Here is a 15,374-nt window from a genome sequence, read left to right on the forward strand (position 1 = left end):
AGAATATTCTGAAACACCTCTGGAGCTCATTTCGTGAGGAACTTCCACGATTAGGCCGCTCCGGTTCAAGAGCAACAATGCTAAGTACCGGCGATTATTCAGATGTTCCTACCAAATTGGGACCACACGATCCATATCAAGGTGGATCCACCTTTATTAATACGGCCACTGGCACAGACCTCATTACAGATTCCAGTGCATCGCATAGCGCTGTGCGATCGGTGCTACGCACCCCAGGCACCAAAGGGTCGACACTGACCTTTTCTGAACTGCACCGTTTTGCGCAGATTCGATGGCTAGGGACAATTGGAGCGTTACTGCTTGGTCTCGGCGGCTTGGGGGCAGGCGCCCTTCCCGTAGTGGGCAATCCCTACACAGGTTTTCCCGCCGGTTCGCTCATGTCTCGGATGTTGCAGACCTCAATGATTATGTGCTTCATCGGCGTAGGATTTATTGTGGTGGCTTGGCTTTTAATGGCGCCTTTCGTAGGAGTAATCAACCACCACAGTCGCCGCTCCCAGGCGTTGGTGAGTGTGTCTCTCTTACGACGCACTTTTGCAGCTTGGAGTCTTCCGATTCTATTGAGTGCACCCGTGTTCACTCAAGACATCTATTCCTATATAGCTAATGGAAGAATTCTCAAATTAGGACTCGATCCTTATTCAGCTGGGCCAGTAGACTTATTAGGTGCAGACAACCCGCTAGCTCGCAGTGTTCCTTTTATTTGGGCGCATTCGCCATCACCATATGGGCCAGTCGCTTTAGGCCTTGCCAAAGTAATCAGCATTGTGACCGATGATTCTATAGTGTGGAGCGTATTTTGCCATCGAGCACTATCGATTACTGGTATCGCCCTAGCGGGCTGGGCAATTTCGCGTCTTGCAATTCGTTGCCGTATATTTCCGCAAGCAGCCCTGTGGCTCGGTTTGTTAAACCCGCTAACTATCTTGCACCTTGTAGGTGGTATTCATAATGAGGCAATTCTATTGGGTTTGCTACTAGCTGGGTTTGAAGTGGGTCTACGCGCTTGCACCCTGTTGTCCCTAGAACGCTACGGCTTGGTAGCTTTTTTCCTCTTTTTGTCCATCACCATGATTTCATCGGCCGGCATGGTAAAAGTTACGGGCTTTATCGGGCTAGGCTTTATCGGAATGGCTTTTGCTCGAGCACTTCAACTTCATGGCTTTAATCATTGGAAAGCGCTGAGCATATCCACAACTTTGCATTTTGTCGGATTTGTCGCCAGTATCGCCTTTGTTACCCTCATTTCAGGAATTAGCTTGGGATGGGTAACGGGACAAGGCGGGGCCGTCTCTATTCGGAGTTGGATGTCTATCTCGACAGCAATTGGTGTCATCTTCGGCTGGTTTGGAATGCTTCTAGGCTTAGGCGATCACACAGAAGCGATCCTAATAGTCACCCGTGCCGCCGGTATTCTTGTAGCTTTAGCAGTCATGGTCCGAATGCTAGTTGCAACATATGTTGGTCGAATAGCCGCTATTGGAGGCTTGGGCGTATCGACGTTCATCCTTGTCATCTGCTTCCCAGTAGTCCATCCGTGGTACACGCTTTGGGCAATTTTGCCACTCGCAGCTTGGGCTAATAGACGTTTATTCCGGTATACCGTTATTGGGTATTCCACGTTTCTTTCATTCTTCGTGCTTCCCCGTGGCCTATCATTACCCCCAATCACTGTCCTTTCTATTTACTTAGGCTCCATCACAAGTTTTATTATTTTTGTTCTCTTCGTCCGGTGGATATTCAACCGTCGATGAAATTTTGCTTTAAACTGACTTTTCGTGACTAAGTTAGGATCAACGCACGACTCAAGCAATTCACCAGTGTTATCACTAACAAATTTGGTGAAATCTTTTGGAGAGAAGCAAGCCGTTGCGGGTATTTCCCTGTCGGTTTACCAAGGAGAAGTCTTTGCTCTTCTTGGGCCCAACGGAGCAGGAAAATCGACAACGATCCAAATGTGTGAAGGCTTCATTAAACCAAGTTCAGGCAGCGTCACAATTCTCGGTATGAATCCCGCCACTGAAGGTGATGCAGTTCGCCAGCAAATCGGAATTATGCTCCAGAGCGGCGGTTCTTATTCTGGTATTCGAGTATCAGAAGTGTTAGATCTGGCGGCCTCGTATAGTGAAAATCCATTAGATCCTGAATGGTTGTTAGATGTGTTAGGACTTCAAGGAGTCCGGAAAACTACATATCGACGCTTATCGGGTGGTCAACAACAGCGACTATCACTAGCTCTCGCGATTATTGGGCGTCCCCGAATGGTGTTCCTCGATGAACCTACTGCCGGTTTAGATGCGCAGTCTCGTCTCGTCGTATGGGATCTAATTTCATCGTTAAAGCGCGATGGTGTAACCGTTATCCTTACGACGCACCTAATAGACGAAGCTCAAGCGCTCGCCGATCGAGTTGCAATTATCGATCGAGGCAAAATTATTACTTCGGGCACAACGCAAGAGCTCCTTACTTCTGCTCCAGGGCAACAGACTGCAGTAATGACTACTGCAGCACCGCTGGAAATCTCTAAAATTATCGCAACTATTCCAAATCTAGCGATTTCAGAGTTACGCCCGCTACGCTACCGAGTTGCTTCTGCTGATCTCACAGGTGCACTTTCTGAATTAGCCAGAGTGGCACGACAAAAAAAAGTGCTTATAACCTCTTGGACAACAGATACTCAAAATCTTGAGGATATCTTCCTATCTATTACAGGAAACGAGCTAAGGAGCTAACGATGCCCGAACTTAATGAGCCTTTTCAAAGCACGGTGTCCCGCTTCCCAGCTGGAATTTTCGAGCCGCATCCTGTTCAAGCATCAATACTGAAAATGGTCACGTCCCAAGGACGTATTGAAGCGAAGCTCTTTCTTCGACATGGCGAACAAATATTATTAAGCTTTGTCATTCCTGTTATTAGCATTGTCGCGATCTCGTTGTTACGTATTGTGGACGAACCTACTCCCCTGCTTATGACTCTCCCAGTCATGCTCACGATGGCGTCTCTAAGTTCGGGTTTCACAGGACAAGCAATTTCGCTAGCATTCGATCGTCGTTATGGCGCACTCCAGCGAGTTGGTGCCAGCGGGGTCCCTTCATGGACGATAGTCCTGGGCAAAGTTATTGGAGTCTTAACAGTCAGTATTCTCCAAGTCTTAGCGATCTCTTGCGTAGCCTTCGCTTTAGGGTGGCGTGTAACCCCTAGCGCCTATTTCTACGGAATGGCAGTGTTCTTCCTCGGAGTCGCAGCTTTTACTGCCCTCGGTCTGCTGATGGGCGGAACGCTTTCATCCGAACTAGTTCTGGGATTGGCAAATCTCATTTGGTTCGGCTTAATTGGCATCGTGTCGTTTGTTGTATTTAGAAACGGTTCTGAATCATCCACTTGGATGTCCATTGTCCCATCAGTTGCAGCAGGTAAAGGTATGTCCTTAGCATTCGCAGGCATTGTTCCAATCAAGGAATGTGTCATCTTATTATTCTGGCTTGCTCTAGGGGCCTTGGGCGCTACTCGATGGTTCAAATTTAATAGCTAATATGCTAGTGGTATAAGCCACTACCTTTCTGGATCTGGCGGTACCGCATGTTTAAACAACTCTGAGTACAATCTGGCTTTGTGACTACCCCAGATCTTCGATCGCATATATCTCAACCGAGAAAATTTGCACCCACAATTTCTACACAACGTCGATTAGCCATGGCGTTGCTTTTTGCTCAAGGTGGCATCACCATAACCGGTTCTATTGTTCGTGTAACGGGTTCCGGTTTGGGATGTAACACGTGGCCTAACTGCCATGAAGGATCCCTAGTGCCCGTCCAAGGAGCTGCACCTTGGGTCCATCAAGCAATTGAGTTTGGAAACCGACTGCTCACCTTTGTCCTCGTGGGCATTGCTGTTTCCGTTTTTGTTGCAGTTTATTCCACCGGACGCCGTAAAGAAATCAAAATTAATGCTTGGATTCAGTGTTTAGGCATCGTTGTCCAAGCTGTAATCGGCGGTATTTCAGTCCATTTGGACCTACGCTGGTGGGCAGTTGCCGTGCACTTTCTCCCCTCTGTCTTCCTTGTGTGGATGGCAGCTATTCTCTATATACGGCTTGCAGAACCTGACGACGGCGAAGTGGTTTATCCATTCGCCGGTTCGTTAAGAATTTTGGCCGCCTTTAGTGCCTTTTTGCTTTCCCTGGTTTTGGTTACTGGAACTATGACTACCGGCGCAGGCGTGCATTCCGGCGATTCAGGTGTCGGCATGGAAGGCCGTTTAAACGTCGATATCGATTGGATGGCCCATGTTCATGCTTGGTCAATGTATGTCTACTTAGCACTTACGCTTCTGCTTGTTGTTGGATTAGCACTTCAAATGGCTCCTAAGCGAGCCCAAAATGTGGGCTGGATGCTTATCCTCATGATTATCATTCAAGCACTTATTGGTGTCATTCAATACCGCCTCGGAGTCCCACGTTGGACTGTTCCTGTCCATATTGGAATGTGCTCTGTTGTGGTCGCGTTCTGCGCATTCTTGTGGGCAGAGGGCAAGCAACGTGTGAGCGTATAGATCTATTTGCGGATCTAATTCACAGGTCGAAACCCGCATACAATTAAAGCCTCATGATGTTCCATAAATCATCATGAGGCTTTTTACTTTGTCCAAAGTATTTAAATTGATTCGTATTTAAAAGAACATGGTCGTCCAACCAAGGTGACCGCCGATTGTTTCCCAGCCTAGAACTGCATCAATCGACAATCCGACAAAGTAGACAGCCAAGTAATTATTGGAAAGGATGAATAGTTTCAAAGGCTTGACTTCACCACCATTTTTAATCCCGTTATGTAGCCTGACAGCCATAACTAAGAACCACACACCCGACACGACAGCGATGACTGCGTAAATCCATGAGGCAGCAGGAATAAGAAGAAACGTGGTGAGTACCGTTGCAACGGTGTACCACACAATTTGGCGAGTTACTTCCACGGGAGTACGAACCACGGGGAGCATCGGAACACCTGCACGTGCGTAATCATCTTTGTACTTCATGGCTAATGCCCATGTGTGTGGAGGTGTCCAGAAGAAGATCACCATGAAAAGCACAATCGCCTGCCACCATTGTGCTGGTGTATCTGCTGGAAGATTATCGGTAATCACTGCCCACCCGACGACTACGGGCATACAACCTGCTGCACCGCCCCAAACGATGTTGAGATGGGTTTTTCTCTTAAGATATTTTGTGTAGACAAAAATATAAAAGAAGATCGTAAGGAGGATGAATAATCCCGCGAGTACAGATCGGCATAACACCCATAGCCATAAAAAACTTACTACAGTGAGAGTCCAAGCAAACACTGAAGCGTGACGATTAGAAACTTTGTTACGTACTAGTGGACGAGCTCGCGTACGTCCCATCTTCTGGTCGATATCCGAGTCAGCAACCATGTTGAATGTGTTGGCAGCTGCGGCTCCCATCCAACCGCCCAACAACGTAAGCAATATCAGCCCAATGTTGTTTTCTCCGCGTTCTGCTTGAAGCATCGCCGGAATAGTTGCTACCAATAGGAGCTCAATGACCCTAGGCTTTGTCAACGCTATATAGGCCTTGATTGTCTCCAAGGTTTCCTCCAACATGTTCAAAAGTTAAGTGCGTAAACTACAGCCGGCCTGTCAATGTTAACTGGCCATGCCATTCACAAAGCACTACGGCCTTAGCAATGCGTGAATAGCGTTTTATACTATCGCCCAGCATGCGAAATCATTGTACCGGCACTGAACATTCAACCGTACCGTACCGCTTAAATAATTGATGTATTCCCACCTAGTTCGGAGGCCCTTTGTCGGTCAACGGAGAGGTTCAAAAAGCAACATGCCTAAAAATTTTTTCTCAGACCCCATAACTGCCACGAATCCTACTAAGGTGGCAACTGTAACTTTTTTGATCCGTCATTTGGATTGAAATTTCACAATATTCGCAACACAAGGATGGCAAACAGTGACTTTATCTCCGGAGCTTCAGGCTCTTACTTCCCGTCACTACCCTAGCGACTGGGACGACCTCGATACTCAGGCAGTTGACACGGCACGTGTACTCGCTGCCGATGCAGTCCAGAACTGCGGTTCGGGCCACCCCGGCACTGCAATGAGCTTGGCACCTCTGGCTTACACTCTTTTTCAACGTGTCATGAATGTCGATCCTGCGGATCCTCATTGGGCTGGTCGCGATCGTTTTGTGTTGTCATGCGGGCATACTTCTCTTACGCAATACATCCAGCTTTACTTCGGTGGTTACGGCCTCGAACTTGAAGACCTCAAAGCCCTGCGTACTTTGGGTGCGTTAACTCCTGGCCACCCAGAATATCGCCATACTAAAGGTGTTGAGATCACAACTGGACCATTGGGTCAAGGCTTGGCATCTGCTGTCGGCATGGCGATAGCTTCACGACGTGAACGTGCGCTGTTCGATCCCACTGCGGCAGAAGGTGCATCTCCATTCGATCACTATATTTATGTCATTGCTTCTGATGGCGACCTTCAGGAAGGTGTCACTGCGGAGGCATGTTCACTTGCCGGAACTCAAAAGCTTGGAAATCTCATCGTTTTCTGGGACGACAACCGAATCTCGATCGAAGAAGATACTGAGATTGCATTCAATGAGAAGGTTGTCGATCGTTACCGTGCTTATAACTGGCAAGTAATCGAAATCGACGGTGGCGAAAACGTTAAAGCGATTGAAAAGGCAGTCGCAGAAGCTAAAGCCGATACTTCTCGCCCTACTTTCATTCGCGTGCGTACCGTCATTGGCTATCCTGCTCCTACAAAGATGAATACCGGCGCTGTGCATGGTGCTGCCCTTGGTGCAGATGAAGTCGCCGGAACCAAGAAAGCCCTTGGTTTTAATCCTGAGGAATCCTTCGCGGTTGCTCCAGAGGTTATTTCTCATACTCGAAAGCTTCTAGAGCGAGGCGCTCAACGACATACTGAGTGGCGTGAACTTTTTGAATCTTGGGCAGAGAAAAACCCCGAAAATAAAGCCCTCTTTGATCGAATGGCTTCCCGCGAACTTCCGGATGGCTTCGATGCTGATCTACCTTCGTGGGAGCCCGATGGCAAGGGCGTCGCAACCCGAAAAGCCTCTGAAGCTACTTTACAGGCACTCGGCGAGACTCTTCCTGAGCTATGGGGCGGTTCTGCAGATTTAGCAGGCTCGAATAACACCTTTATTAAGGGTTCCTCTTCGTTCGGTCCATCTACGATTTCCACATCTACGTGGACTGCTGAGCCAGGTGGACGTAATCTCCATTTCGGCATCCGCGAACATGCCATGGGAGCAATTATCAATGGTATTTCTCTCCACGGTGGAACCCGTCCTTATGGCGGAACCTTCTTAGTTTTCTCGGATTACATGCGCCCTGCTGTTCGTCTGGCTGCTTTGATGGGAACCGACGCTTATTACGTTTGGACACATGATTCCATTGGATTAGGCGAAGACGGTCCTACTCACCAGCCTGTCGAGCAGCTTGCATCGCTACGCGCTATTCCTGGCGTTTCTATGCTTCGTCCTGCTGATGCTAACGAAACTGCTGCGGCTTGGCGTGCGGCACTCCTGTATAAGGAAGGTCCTAAAGGTCTAGCCCTCACTCGTCAAAACGTCCCTGTTCTCGAAGGAACAAAAGAAAAAGCACGGGATGGTGTCTCACGAGGTGCATATGTACTCGTTGAAGGAACTAAGAAAACTCCTGACGTTATTTTGATGGCTTCAGGTTCCGAAGTACAGCTTGCAGTCGAAGCGGCTGAAACTTTGGAAGCAGAAAAGATTGCAACTCGAGTCGTATCTGTGCCTTGCTTAGATTGGTTCGAGGAACAAGACGCCGCTTATCAAGAAGAGATACTTCCGCAGGCTGTTAGCGCTCGCGTATCGGTGGAAGCGGGTGTCGCCTTGTCTTGGTATCGCCATCTGGGTACCCATGGTCGGGCCGTGTCCCTCGAGCACTTCGGCGCATCTGCTCCGTATGAGAAGCTCTTCAGTGAATTTGGCATAACCACTGAAGCAGTTATTGCTGCGGCCCGCGAATCACTTGCGGCTACTCAGCAATAAAAACGCGATTTTCTCCATGCTGCAAACGCAGGTTGTTGGTCCGCTTATGTTGCTGCACCACTAACCTGCTTTTGTTGTTCTTTAGGAAATCACAACCATCAATATTCGACTGAAAAGGTTTTATAATGACCGCAATTGACCAACTCAAAAATGTGGGCACTTCCACCTGGCTTGATGATTTATCTCGTGATCGTCTTCAATCCGGTAACCTCGCCGAACTTATCAAGAGCAAATCGATCGTTGGCGTTACGACGAACCCAACAATCTTTGCAGCTGCTATGAGCAAAGGAACTGCATATGATTCCCAAATTGAGAAGTTAAAGACAGCTCAAGCCGATGCAAATTCCGCTGTTTACGCCATGAGTATCGACGATGTGCGCGCAGCTTGTGACGTATTTTCTGAAGTCTACGCCGAATCCAAAGGCAAAGATGGCCGCGTAAGTATTGAAGTCGATCCTCGAATCTCCGAAGATCGAGATGCCACGATCGCCCAAGCACGTGAATTGTGGAACAAAGTAGATCGCCCGAATGTCATGGTCAAGATTCCGGCAACCCGAGGATCATTGCCAGCAATCACCGATGCTCTAGCAGAAGGAATAAGTGTTAACGTAACCCTTATTTTTTCTGTAGCACGCTACCGTGAAGTCATCGCTGCATATATCGAAGGAATTAAAAAAGCAGCGGAAAACGGGCTTGACGTATCTCAAATTCATTCAGTTGCATCGTTCTTTGTGTCGCGTTTGGACACCGAAGTAGACAAACGTCTGGAGAAAATTGGTAGTGATGAAGCACTTTCCCTACGCGGGAAAGCAGGTGTAGCGAATGCCCAACGCGCTTATGCTGTATTCCTAGAAGCATTCCAAAATGCTGATCTACCTGCCGGTGCCCATGTTCAACGTCCTTTGTGGGCTTCCACTGGTGTAAAAAACCCAGATTATTCTCCTACGCTCTATGTGTCTGAACTCGCTGGCCCAGACACGGTCAATACGATGCCGGAGCCGACAATCGACGCTGTGTTAGCCGCAGATGATATTCATGGTGACACGCTTAGTTCCAGCAGCGATTCGGCAGATGAAATATTTACAAGTATTTCCCAAGCAGGCATTGATTTTGAAGATGTGTTCGATGTGCTGGAGCAAGAGGGCGTCGATAAGTTCGTAGCGGCATGGAGCGAACTTCTTGATTCGATGGAATCTCGTTTGAAGTAATACGGCTTCAGCTCAAAAATAATCGCGTTGGGTTCTGAGAACCACCATCGAGAGGGTAAACTTGCCCAACGTGAGTAAACCAGTGGCTAACGGAGACACCGTGGAAGGTAACAATGCTGAACTTGCTTTCGGCGGTGTTGATTTTTCCCATTCTGATACACATGAGAATTCGTGTAGTAGAACGTCAAGCAAATGGGTCAACCCCCTAAGGGATGCTGAGGACAAACGCCTCCCCCGCATCGCGGGCCCGTGCGGGATGGTTATTTTTGGTGTAACTGGTGATCTCGCTCGGAAAAAGCTGCTGCCTGCGATTTATGATCTCGCGCACAGAGGTCTATTGCCTGCCGGTTTCAGCCTTGTCGGCTACGGTCGACGAGGCTGGTCGAAAGCCGACTTTGAAGATTACGTCAAACAAGCAGTTGTTGCTGGTGCCCGTACCGATTTCCGTGAAAATGTTTGGGCACGACTTGCAGAAGGTATGCACTTCGTTCAGGGCAATTTCGATGATGATGCAGCATTTGATAGTTTGGCATCACTTTTAGCGGATCTTGATCAGACCCGTGGAACTGCCGGTAACTGGGCCTATTATCTTTCTGTTCCACCAGATTATTTTTCGGATGTTTGCCATCAACTTCAGCGTTCAGGTATGGCTACAGCCGAGGGCAATTCTTGGCGTCGCGTTATTGTGGAAAAGCCTTTTGGGCATGATCAAGAATCAGCACGTCAACTGAATAACCTGATCAATTCAGTGTTCCCTGAAAAGTCAGTATTTCGTATCGACCACTATTTGGGTAAAGAGACAGTGCAAAATATTATGGCACTGCGCTTTGCAAACCAGCTCTTTGATCCGCTTTGGAATTCTCACTATGTTGACCATGTTCAAATCACCATGGCGGAAGATATCGGCTTGGGCGGTCGCGCTGGTTATTACGATGGAATCGGCGCTGCTAGAGACGTTATCCAGAACCACCTTATTCAGCTGTTGGCGCTGGTGGCTATGGAGGAACCTGTGGCATTTACCCCACAAGAGCTTCAGGCTGAAAAAATCAAAGTTCTTCGTGCCACTCGCCCAGTAGAGCCTTTTACTAAGACGACAGCCCGCGGACAATACTCTCGCGGTTGGCAGGGTTCCGAGCTTGTCAAAGGTCTGCGAGAAGAAGACGGATTTGACCCTAATTCCGGAACGGAAACTTATGCTGCCTGCACACTCGAGATAAATTCACGTCGTTGGGCTGGAGTTCCCTTTTACCTCCGAACTGGCAAGCGTTTAGGACGTAGGGTGACTGAAATCGCCCTAGTGTTCAAGGATGCACCGCATCAGCCTTTTAGCGAAGGTAGTCGCCATTCCCAAGGCCGCAACGTAGTAGTGATCCGAGTCCAGCCTGATGAAGGTATGCTGATGCGTTTTGGCTCTAAGGTTCCTGGTAACACAATGGAAGTACGTGATGTCAACATGGACTTCTCGTACTCAGAGGCTTTTACTGAAGAATCACCGGAGGCCTACGAACGACTTATTCTCGATGCCCTTCTCGACGAAGCAAGCCTCTTCCCAACAAATGAAGAAGTTGAGCTTAGCTGGCAGATCCTAGATCCAATATTGAGCTTCTGGTCTGATCGTGGACAACCAGAAGAATACCCCGCTGGCACTTGGGGCCCGGCTGGCGCAGACAAGATGCTGGAGCGCGAAGGTCGCGCTTGGCGACGACCTTAACGAGCGAGGAAGCTGAGATACGCTGTGATTTTTACACTGCCAAATACCACTACACAGGAAATCGCCAAGACACTGGTGAAAATTCGTGACACCGGAGGTCAGGTAACCACCAGCCGAGTCCTTACTCTCATCGTTGTAGTCCGGGATACTAGCGATGTCGAAGGCATTATTCGAGCGACTAATGAAGCCTCTCAAGAGCATCCCTCACGCGTAATCATCTTGGTCGCTGGCTCACACGAAGGTGAATCCCAAGTTGATGCAGAGGTACGAATTGGTGGCGATGCCGGCGCATCTGAGATGATTCTCATTAAATTAGCAGGGCGTGTTGCTAAACACCTTGTGCATGTCGTGACTCCGCTGCTACTCCCTGACACCCCTATCGTGGCATGGTGGCCGTCATCCGCACCTATCAATCCAGCTGAGGATCTCATCGGTAAGATCGCACAACGTCGTATTACAGATTCACACTTTGATCCACCAGTAGATGCTTTGTATAACCGCCGCAATCACTATGCTCCTGGCGATTCCGATTTTTCATGGGCACGATTAACTCCTTGGCGCGGAGTTCTCGCTTCAAGCTTGGATCAAGCTCCATACGAAATGGTTCAAGATGTTCGAGTCTATGGCGAATCCGACTGCCCCAGTGTAGACCTCGCTGCAGGCTGGCTATGTGAGCGGCTCGGAATCTCTGTCGAACGCCATAATTATGGTTCCGGTTCAGCAGCATTTGATGATGCAGGATTAGCAAAAATACCGGTTAAGCGAATCGAATTAGAGCGCCCTTCTGGTTGCGTCGTCATCGAAGCCCTTGACGATGACCAAACACTTTCGGTTAGTATCCCCGGCCGTTCGACAGCACACGTTGCAGTGACACGACGTAGTCAAGCTGATTGTTTGGCAGAAGAATTGCGCCATCTAGACCCCGATATCGCTTATGCTCGCGCACTTCGCGGTTTGAGTAGAGTGTGCTACCCTACGCAATAATTCTTTCGAAAGATGAGACACTTTTATGGTTGATGTTATTCGAGTATCAGACCTCGACGCAGTTATTAACGAAGCCCATCGCAGATTCCTTCAGGTTATCGATGACGTGTTTTCAAACGGCGGAGTACATGGCGATGGCGTAGCTCGTATAGTCCTCACCGGTGGCGGTGCAGGTATTGGCTTACTTAAGGAGCTATCCCATAGTTCAATTGATTGGTCAAAAATACATGTGTTCTTCGGTGATGAACGAAACGTGCCAGTGACACATCCGGATTCGAATGAGGGGCAAGCACGCGATGTGCTGCTCAATCAAATTGCCATTCCATCATCAAACATCCATAGTTTCCATCTCAATGGTGGCGAGATGGTTACTGCCGCCTCAGCATATACCAAATGCATCAATGAATATGCACCGCGAGGATTTGACCTCCATTTATTAGGAATGGGCGGCGAAGGACACATCAATTCGTTGTTCCCCGATTCATCGGCTATTAAAGAAGACGTACACCTAGTCACTGTGGTTACCGACTCTCCAAAGTCACCAGCACAGCGTGTGTCGCTCACGCTTCCTGCTGTAAATTCTTCTGCACGTGTGTGGCTACTCGTTGCCGGTGCAGAAAAAGCTGAAGCAGCACAGCACGTCGTTGCTGCTTCTCCAGCCGACCAATGGCCTGCTGCAGGCGTTCACGGCACCAAAGAAACGTTACTTATACTCGATAATTCGGCCGCACAGCTTCTTTAGTCATGTAAAACCAAAATGTGGGGGCGGAGAGCTAAAATACAGCTCTCCGCCCCCACATTTTGGTTTTATTTATATGCCTGAATGAGGTTCAACGCAACAATGCAAGCAATCCAGATCAAGCCCGTAAAGATGGTGACGCGATCTAGGTTCTTCTCTACGACGGTAGAACCTGAAAGATTAGACTGTACGCCTCCACCAAAAAGGCTTGACAATCCGCCGCCCTTACCACGGTGAAGCAGAACAAAAAGCGTCATGATAACGCTTGCCACTACCAAGATGATTTCTAGAGCTAAAGCCATGTCATTCCTTATAAATGCCGATCACTATTCACAATGGTTAGTGCACAGTACTACTCGACTACGAACCTTATTAAATCTCAAGTAACTATATATTAAATGTCGCAATATTATAACAATATGGCTCCGCGGGCTGCAAGGCACAACACGGAGCCACTCAAATTGACTGCAACTAACTAGTCGACAACAGTTGCTGCATTAGCTGCTAGTTTGGCGAATGCTTCACCGTCGAGAGAAGCGCCACCCACTAGGCCGCCATCAACATCTGATTGACCTACGATTTCGGCTACTGTTTCTGCTTTAACTGATCCGCCATAAAGAATGCGGAGGCCATCAGCAATCTCTTTACCAGCAAGCTCAATAATGAGATTACGAATTGCTGCGCAGACTTCCTGTGCATCGGCAGCGGACGCTACCTTACCCGTACCAATAGCCCATACGGGTTCGTAGGCGATAACAGTCTTTGCCAAATCATCTGCGGCAAGACCCGCCAACGATGCGCGAGTCTGTTCGACGACATATTCCACGTGTGTTCCAGCTTCACGAATTTCAAGGGGCTCTCCAACACATACGATGGGGCTAATTCCCTGACTCAACGCAGCTTTAGCTTTGGCTGCAACCAGCTCCGAAGATTCGCCATGGTACTCACGACGCTCTGAGTGTCCAACAACAACCCAAGTACATCCAAGTTTGGCAAGCATCTGGGCAGAGATTTCACCAGTGTAGGCACCAGCCTCGTGCTGCGAAACATCTTGAGCACCATAAGTAATAGCGAGCTTATCGCCTTCGATAAGTGTTTGAACAGAGCGAAGATCAGTAAAAGGTACGGTGACAGCTACGTCGACTTTTTCGTAGTATTCCTTTGGAAGTGCAAAAGCAAGTTTTTGCACAGTTGCAACAGCTTGAAGATGATCAAGATTCATCTTCCAGTTTCCTGCGATAAGTGGAGTACGTGCCATGATGGAATTTCCTTCCTTTTAATAGGTCGTTTTAGCAAACAACCAAAATGAAAAGGTAGGTGCAAATACTCCTTGTATCAAAGAATTTTCGCGCCTACCCCTTTAGGTTTTTTAGCTTTCGAGCACCGAAACGCCAGGAAGGTTTTTGCCTTCGAGGAGTTCAAGTGATGCTCCGCCACCAGTAGAGATATGGCTGAATCCATCCTCGTCTAGACCAAGAAGTCGAACAGCAGCAGCCGAATCGCCACCTCCGACAACAGAGAATGCACCATTAGCCGTAGCTGCGATAATAGCTTCTGCTACGCCACGGGTACCGGCTGAGAAGTTTTCAAACTCAAAAACGCCCATAGGCCCATTCCAGAATACGGTCTTTGATGTCGCTAGAACCTCAGCAAACTTCTCAACAGTTTTAGGTCCGACATCAAGAGACATCCAGCCTTCAGGGATTTCGTCAATTGCAACGATCTTATTTTCTGCATCGCTGGCGAACTCTGTAGCTACTACCAGATCAACTGGAAGAACGATCTTATCAGCGTATGCTTCTAGAAGCTCTTTGCACTTGTTGATTTGTTCTTCTTGCAATAGCGACTTTTGCACGTTGATACCTTTGGCCGCCAAGAAGGTGTAGCACATTCCGCCACCAATAATAAGTTTGTCAGCCTTTGTTGCTAGCGCTTCGATCACGCCAAGCTTGTCAGACACTTTTGCGCCACCTAGAACAACCGCATAAGGACGTTCTGGAGCAGAGGCAACCTTGTTTCCAAGAACTTCTAGCTCTTTTTCCACGAGCGTTCCCGCATAATGTGGCAATCTCTGTGCAACATCAAATACTGATGCCTGAGCTCGGTGGACAACACCAAAGCCATCGGATACGAAAGCACCATTTTCAGCGGTGAGTGCAACAAGCTGATCCGCAAATTCGCCACGCTCAGCTTCTACCTTCGAGGTCTCGCGTGGGTCAAAGCGAACGTTTTCGAGGAGCAGAACGTCACCGTCATTGAGACCGTTCGCGCGTTCATGAGCATCTTCACCAATTACGTCGCCTGCGAGTGCGACATACTGTCCGAGGGCTTCAGACAATGCCTCCGATACAGGAGCCAGTGAGAATTTTTCATTTACTTTTCCCTTGGGGCGGCCCAAGTGTGCCATCAAGATTACTCGAGCACCGTTGTCAACCAATGCTTTGATCGTTGGGAGCGAGGCGGTAATACGTCCAGCATCAGTAATTTCACGATTATCGTTCAGCGGTATATTGAAATCTGAACGAACAAGCACGTGGCGTCCTTCAACGCCTTCTGCCAAGAGATCTTTAAGAGTTTTAATAGCCATAACAAAACCTATTCCGTGGTCAGTTGTTCGGTAATGCGAAGAAT

13 protein-coding genes are annotated in these 15,374 nt (G+C 48.4%); 9 read left to right on the forward strand and 4 right to left on the reverse strand.

Translation table 11 applies throughout. From position 1 onward, the window contains the following. The first annotated feature begins 77 nt into the window (after positions 1–77). The 4 genes from mptB (at position 78) to ABMV07_RS07330 (ending at position 4,572) form a co-directional block, all read left to right on the forward strand. Positions 78–1,775 (forward strand): polyprenol phosphomannose-dependent alpha 1,6 mannosyltransferase MptB, encoded by a 1,698-nt coding sequence (gene mptB / locus ABMV07_RS07315; protein WP_229254955.1) that lies wholly within the window; start codon positions 78–80, stop codon positions 1,773–1,775. Positions 1,776–1,799: 24 nt separating this feature from the next. Further along, a complete protein-coding gene (locus tag ABMV07_RS07320; protein WP_196977851.1) occupies positions 1,800–2,753 on the forward strand; it encodes an ABC transporter ATP-binding protein in 954 nt (317 codons plus the stop codon). A gap of 2 nt (positions 2,754–2,755) precedes the next feature. Next, complete coding sequence (locus ABMV07_RS07325) at positions 2,756–3,553, forward strand: ABC transporter permease (RefSeq protein ID WP_088266942.1); 798 nt, start codon at positions 2,756–2,758, stop codon at positions 3,551–3,553. Between the two features lie 80 nt (positions 3,554–3,633). Next, on the forward strand, positions 3,634–4,572 hold the full coding sequence (locus tag ABMV07_RS07330; protein ID WP_088266941.1) for a COX15/CtaA family protein: 939 nt from the start codon (positions 3,634–3,636) through the stop codon (positions 4,570–4,572). Between the two features lie 117 nt (positions 4,573–4,689). Here the strand turns inward: ABMV07_RS07330 and ABMV07_RS07335 are convergent, their stop codons facing one another. Further along, complete coding sequence (locus ABMV07_RS07335) at positions 4,690–5,637, reverse strand: heme o synthase (RefSeq protein WP_088266940.1); 948 nt, start codon at positions 5,635–5,637, stop codon at positions 4,690–4,692. A gap of 361 nt (positions 5,638–5,998) precedes the next feature. Here ABMV07_RS07335 and tkt point away from each other — a divergent pair, with 361 nt between their 5' ends. The 5 genes from tkt to pgl all read left to right on the forward strand — a co-directional run bounded on the left by tkt (position 5,999) and on the right by pgl (position 12,746). Further along, positions 5,999–8,101 carry a transketolase gene (gene tkt / locus ABMV07_RS07340; RefSeq protein ID WP_197691774.1) on the forward strand — a complete coding sequence of 701 codons (2,103 nt, stop codon included), beginning with the start codon at positions 5,999–6,001 and terminating at the stop codon, positions 8,099–8,101. 125 nt (positions 8,102–8,226) lie between these two features. Beyond that, on the forward strand, positions 8,227–9,309 hold the full coding sequence (gene tal, locus ABMV07_RS07345; RefSeq protein WP_088266938.1) for a transaldolase: 1,083 nt from the start codon (positions 8,227–8,229) through the stop codon (positions 9,307–9,309). 61 nt (positions 9,310–9,370) lie between these two features. Further along, positions 9,371–11,020 carry a glucose-6-phosphate dehydrogenase gene (gene zwf, locus ABMV07_RS07350; protein WP_088266937.1) on the forward strand — a complete coding sequence of 550 codons (1,650 nt, stop codon included), beginning with the start codon at positions 9,371–9,373 and terminating at the stop codon, positions 11,018–11,020. Positions 11,021–11,044: 24 nt separating this feature from the next. Further along, positions 11,045–12,004, forward strand: a complete 960-nt coding sequence (locus ABMV07_RS07355) for a glucose-6-phosphate dehydrogenase assembly protein OpcA (RefSeq protein WP_088266936.1) — start codon at positions 11,045–11,047, stop codon at positions 12,002–12,004. A gap of 25 nt (positions 12,005–12,029) precedes the next feature. Beyond that, positions 12,030–12,746, forward strand: a complete 717-nt coding sequence (gene pgl / locus ABMV07_RS07360; RefSeq protein WP_088266935.1) for a 6-phosphogluconolactonase — start codon at positions 12,030–12,032, stop codon at positions 12,744–12,746. A 65-nt stretch (positions 12,747–12,811) separates the two neighbouring features. Here pgl and secG read toward each other — a convergent pair whose 3' ends face one another. From secG to ABMV07_RS07375, 3 genes are all read right to left on the reverse strand, one after another. After that, positions 12,812–13,045 (reverse strand): preprotein translocase subunit SecG, encoded by a 234-nt coding sequence (gene secG / locus ABMV07_RS07365; protein ID WP_088266934.1) that lies wholly within the window; start codon positions 13,043–13,045, stop codon positions 12,812–12,814. A 173-nt stretch (positions 13,046–13,218) separates the two neighbouring features. Then, positions 13,219–14,001: a triose-phosphate isomerase gene (tpiA, locus tag ABMV07_RS07370; protein WP_088266933.1), complete on the reverse strand. Its 783-nt coding sequence runs from the start codon at positions 13,999–14,001 to the stop codon at positions 13,219–13,221. Positions 14,002–14,112: 111 nt separating this feature from the next. Then, on the reverse strand, positions 14,113–15,330 hold the full coding sequence (locus ABMV07_RS07375; RefSeq protein WP_374064481.1) for a phosphoglycerate kinase: 1,218 nt from the start codon (positions 15,328–15,330) through the stop codon (positions 14,113–14,115). Between the last annotated feature and the right edge of the window lie 44 nt (positions 15,331–15,374).

This window comes from Corynebacterium belfantii (genome assembly GCF_041898185.1).
In the GTDB taxonomy this organism is placed as follows: domain Bacteria; phylum Actinomycetota; class Actinomycetes; order Mycobacteriales; family Mycobacteriaceae; genus Corynebacterium; species Corynebacterium belfantii.